General features: G+C 73.6%; 1 protein-coding gene. It reads right to left on the minus strand.

All coding sequences use genetic code 11. The features are described from left to right. Positions 1-5,807, minus strand: a 5,807-nt coding sequence (locus ACZ7P3_RS42445; RefSeq protein WP_472090037.1) for an amino acid adenylation domain-containing protein, incomplete at both ends; no start/stop codon positions are given.

A 5,807-nucleotide genomic window follows, 5' to 3' on the forward strand; every position in this document is an offset into this window, starting at 1 on the left:
CGCAGACCCGCAGGCAGACCGAACGGAACTGAATCACCACGATGCGACGGAGCCGCCGGCCGAGGCCGGTCGGTGGGCAGCTCCAGCTCCAGCGGCAGGCCGTCCAATACCTCCTTCCAGTGGGCGAGTTGGCGACCCGCCACCGACTGCGCGTCGTCCTCGGCGCCCAGCTCCTCACGCTGCCAGAGCGTGAAGTCGGCGTACTGCACCGGCAGCGGCTCCCACGCCGGAGCCTCCCCCAGCGTCCGCCGCGCCGCATACGCCGTCGTCAGATCACGGGCCAGGGGGCCCATCGACCAGCCGTCGCCGGCGATGTGGTGGATCAGGACGAGGAGTACGTGCTCGTCGTCGGCGATCCGGAACAGCCATGTCTTCAGCGGGAGTTCCGTGGCGAGGTCGAAGCCGTGGCGGGCCGCCTCGGCGATCCGGTCGGCCAGGTCGTCCTCGCCCACGTGCTCCGCCGTGAGTGCGGGGCGTGCCCGGTCCGGGTCGAGGATCACCTGGTGGACCTCGCCCGCGTCCTCCGCGAACACGGTGCGCAGACTCTCGTGCCGGGTCACCACGTCGGCCAGTGCGGCCCGCAGGGCCTCGTGGTCGAGGTTGCCGGTCAGGCGCAGCGCGGTGGGCAGGTTGTAGGTGGGGCTGGGACCCTCGAAGCGGTTGATGAACCACAGGCGCTGCTGGGCGAACGACAGCGGGATGCGTTCCGGGCGGGGCCGGGGCTCAAGCGCCGTCCGGCCGCCCGCGCCGGTGGTGAGCGAACCGGCGAGGCCCGCCACGGTCGGTGTCTCGAAGAGCCGGCGGACCGGAAGGTCGATGCCGAGGGTCGCGCGGATCCGGTTGACGAGACGGGTGGCGAGCAGCGAGTGCCCGCCCAGGTCGAAGAAGCTGTCGTCGATGCCGGGTTCGGTGACACCGAGCACCTCGGCGAACAGGGCGCACAGGATGTCCTCCTGCGGGGAGCGCGGCCTGCGTCCGGCGGGAGCGCCGACCGCGTCGGGGGCGGGCAGGGCGGCGCGGTTCACCTTGCCGTTCGGGGTGAGCGGCAGTACGGCGAGGGTGACGAAGGCCGACGGGACCATGTGTGCGGGCAGCACGGTCGCCAGCCGGGTGCGCAGCGACTTGGCGCCGGTGTCCGCCGCGTGACCGGCAGGTACGACGTAGGCGACCAGACGCCGGTCGCCCGGCCGGTCCTCACGGACCACCACATGGGCCTGCGCCACGGCCGGCAGGGCGGCCAGCACGGCCTGGACCTCGCCGAGTTCGATACGGAAGCCACGGATCTTGACCTGGTCGTCGACGCGGCCCCGGTACTCGAGGTCGCCGCCCTCGCCGGTCCACCGGGCGAGGTCTCCGGTGCGGTACATGCGGGTGCCGGGGGCGCCGTACGGGTCGGCGACGAAGCGTTCCGCGCTGAGGTCGGGGCGTCCGAGGTAGCCGCGGGCGAGTCCGTCGCCCGCCAGGTACAGCTCGCCGGTGACGCCGGCGGGGACAGGGCGGAGGGCGGCGTCCAGGACGTAGGTGCGGGTGTGCGGGATCGGCCGGCCGATGGGCGGGGCGACCCGCCCGGCCAGCGGAGCGCTGATCGTGGCGCACACCGTGCTCTCGGTGGGGCCGTACGCGTTCAGCATGCGCCGGCCCGCCGACCAGCGGGCCACCGACTCGGGCGGGCAGCTCTCGCCGGCGACGACCAGCGTGCGCACCGGGTCCATCGCGTCGTCGGGGAGCAGGGGCAACGCGGACGGGGGCAGTGTGACGTGGGTGATGCGCTGTTCGGCGAGCAGTTCGGTCAGCGGGGCGCCCGGCAGCAGCCGTTCCTGCGGTGACAGCACGAGGCAGGCGCCGGCGAGGAGGGCCATGCACACCTCCGACACCGCGGCGTCGAAGCTGGGCGAGGCGAACTGGAGCACCCTGCTGTCGGGGCCCACGGCGAACGCGTCGATCTGTGCGCTCGCCAGCCCGGGCAGCCCGGCGTGCGTGACGACGACCCCCTTGGGCCGGCCGGTCGAGCCGGAGGTGTAGATGAGGTAGGCCGGGTGCTGGAGCAGCGGGCCGGCGACAGGGGGCTTCCCGTCGTGTGCGGCGAGGGCGTCGGAGTCGATCAGCAGGCGCACCGGCCCGGTGGCCGGGACGTCTGTGTCCATGGCGAGCAGGCCCGGGCGTTCGGCGGCGGCGCGGCTGGTGATCAGCAGGTGGGGTGAGGAGTCGTCGAGCAGATAGGCGACGCGGTCCGCCGGGTAGTCGGGGTCGACCGGCAGATAGATCCCGCCTGCCTTCATGACGGCGAGCATCGCCACGACCAGCTCGGTGGAGCGGGCGAGCGCGACGGCGGCGACCCGCTCCGGACCGAGTCCGGCCGCGACGAGTGCGGCGGCCAGCCGGTCGCTGCGCTCGTCGAGCTGTGCGTAGGTCAGAGCGGTCCCCTCGAAGGCGACCGCGTCGGCGTCCGGGGTGCGCAGGACCTGGGCGCGGAACAGCTCCGGCAGGGTGTGCCGGGGGAGCTGGGGCGCGGTTCCACAGCCTGTTCCGTTGTCGATTCCGTAATCGGCTCCGTGGTCAGCTCGGCCGGCGGCTCGGCTGTCGGCTCCGCTCCAGGTGGCGGCGAGCCGTTCGAGCTCCTCGGCCCGGGGGGCGTCGACCCGGCCGACGGGGCGGTCCGGGTGGTGGGCGAGCTCGGACAGCACCCGGCGGAAGCGTTCGGCCACGGAGCGGGCGTGCTCGGCGTCGAACGCGTCGGGCCGGTGGTCCAGGCGGAACGACAGCCGGGTTCCGGGTACGGCGACCAGGGCCAGGGCGTAGTGCGTGGCGTCCCGGCTGGCGGCTCCGGTCAGTGTCAGACCGGAGTGGCCGGCCAGCTCACCGAGCGCGGCCGCGTCGAGCGGATAGCTCTCGAAGACCATGGAGGTGTCGAACAGGTCGCCCACGCCGGCGAGTCGCTGGAGTTCGGTGAGACCCACGTGCTGGTGGTCGAGGAGCCGGGTCTGCTCGGCCTGGAGCCGGACGGCGAACGCGGCAGCGCTCTCCCACGGCCGGATCCGGGCGCGCAGCGGCAGCGTGTTGATGAACAGGCCGGCCATGTCCTCGGCGCCTTCCAGGTCCGCGGGTCGGCCGGAGACGGTGATGCCGAAGACGACGTCGTCGCGTCCGGTGAGCCGGCCCACGACGATGCTCCACGCGGCTTCGACGAGGGTGTTCAGGGTGACACCGGTCTGCCGGGCGCGGACGCCCAGGGCCTCGGTGTCCTCCTCGCCGAGGTCGAACTCGACGCGCTGCGGCGCGAGCGGGGTGTGTCCGTGCCGGGCCGGGGCGACCAGGGTGGGCCCGTCGAGGCCGGCGAGGGCCTCGCCCCAGGCGGTCTCGGCCGCCTGCCGGTCCCGCGTGGCGAGATGACCGAGGTAGTCACGGTAGGGGCGGACGGAGGGCAGTGCGTCGGCGGTGCGGCCGGTGTGTGCCGCGTAGCGGGCGAGCAGTTCCCGGACGATCACCGGTGACGACCAGCCGTCCAGCACGATGTGGTGGTTGGTCAGGACGAGACGCCAGTTCTCGTCCGTGAGCCTGAGCAGCAGGTACCGGATCAGCGGGGCACGGTCGAGGCGGAACGGCGTGCCGTACTCCTCCGCCTGCACTCGTGCGGCTTCGGCCTCGGGCTCGGCCGTGCCGCGCAGATCGACCTCGCGCCACGGCAGCGGCGACGCGTCGAGCACCACCTGTACGGCGCGGCCCGAGGCGGTCCGGTGGAAGGCCGAGCGCAGCGCGCTGTGCCGGCCCAGCACGTCCTGTGCCGCGGCCCGCAGCGCCCCGGTGTCGACCGCTCCCTCGATGTCCACGGCCAGTTGTGCCAGGTAGACATCGGAAGCGGCATCGTCGTACAGGCTGTGGAAGAAAAGGCCCTCCTGGAGCGGGGACAGAGGCAGTACGTCGACCAGGGCGCCGGCGGGGCCTGCCGAGGGCTCCGCCGCCCGGGTCGCGGCGGCCACCTCTGCCACCTCCGCCTCCAGTGCCTCGATGTCCGCCAGGGACACCTCGGCCAGCGGCACGTCGGACGGGGTGAGACCGCCCGCGCCGGGAGTGCGGCTGTGCTCGGCCAGGGCGTGCAGCGTGCCGAACCAGTCCTCGGCCAGCTCCCGTACGCTCGCCTCGTCGAGCAGTTCACCGGCCCAGGTCCAGGTGGCGACCAGCTCGGGGCCGTGCGGCCCGTCGTGGGTGGCCGCGTTGACCTCCAGGGCGTGGGCCAGCGCGAGTTCGGGGTCCTCCCCGGCGCCGGCCAGCGGAACGGCGGTCCAGTCCGCGGCTTCGTCGTCCGGGCCGGGAGCTTGGAAGCGGCCGAGGTAGTTGAAGCCGATCTGCGGGCGGTCGCCCGGACCGCTGCCGTCGATGTGCGGATCCGGCCAGGAGGCGGAACCTTCCGCGGGGGCGAGGTACCGCAGCAGCCCGTGCCCGATGCCCTTGTCGGGCACGGCTCGCACCTGCTCCTTGACCCGCTTCAGCGCGCCCGCGACCGCCGCCCCGGCTCCCCCGCCACTCGTGTCGGACCCGGGCGACAGCCGCACCGGGTGAATGCTCGTGAACCAGCCGACAGTACGGGACAGATCGGCACCGGGTACCAGGTGCTCGGCCCGGCCGTGTCCCTCCAGATCCACCAGTACGCCCGTGGCTCCGGGCACACCGTGCCTGCGCCGCCAGCGGGTGGCAGCCGACGCGAAAGCGGCCAGCAGCACCTCCTCGACCCCTGCCCGGAACAGCCCGGGCGTGGTCGCCAGCAGCGTTTCGGTGGTTTCGGCGGACAGCCGCACCGTGTGCGTACCGGCGGTGGCGAAGGTGTCCCGCCGCGGGTCGAGGACACGGCCGCCGATGAGCGGATCGGGCTCCTCGGTGATCCGCTGCCACAGCTCCCGCTCTTCCGCCCGCTCGGGCAGACGGGCAGCCGCTGACAGCCCGTGAGCCCAGCCGCGGAACGAGGTGCCCACCGGTTCCAGCTGCGGTACCCGGCCCTCGCCGAGCGCCTGCCACGCCTCGCGCAGATCCTCCGTGAGGATGCGCCAGGACACACCGTCCACGGCGATGTGGTGCACGACCAGCAGCAACCGTCCCTGCCGCGCCGGCCCGCGGTCGAACCACACCGCCCGGACGAGAGCGCCCGATTCCGGATCCAGGTCCTGCCGGGACCGCTCCTGCTCCAGGCTCATCAGCGCGTCGAGCCCGTCATCGGCCACGTCCGCGGCCGCGACCCGCCGCACCACGGACGCGGCCGGGGGCACAGCTCCCCGCTCCATGACCTCCGCGGTCCACTTCTCACCGGTCCGCAGCCGCAGCCGCAGCGCTTCATGGTGGTCGAGAACGGCCTGTACGGCACTGATCAGCCGCTCGTGGTCCAAGGCCGCGGGTACGCGCAGGACGACGGACTGGTTGAACTCGCCCACCGGCCCCCCGCGTTCGGCCAGCCAGTGCATGACGGGCGTGAGCGGAACCGGTCCGACCCCGGCACCCTCGACCTCGACCGAGGCCGCCGCGCCGTCCGTACCGGGCGCGCCGAGTGCACCGAGTGAACCGGGCGTGCCCTCGGCCGCCGCGAGCGCCGCGGTGAGCGCCTCGACCGTCTTGTGCTCGAAGACGTCGCGTGCGGACAGCATGAGTCCGGCCTTACGGGCCCGGCCGACCAGCTGGATCGACATGATGCTGTCGCCGCCGAGGTCGAAGAAGCTGTCGTCGATGCCGAGGCCGGGGATGTTCAGGACGTCGGCGAAGAGGGTGGCGAGGATCTCTTCCTGCGGGGTGCGGGGTGCGCGCCGCTGGTCGCCGGTCGTGTC

This window comes from Streptomyces sp. NPDC107581 (assembly GCF_055657175.1).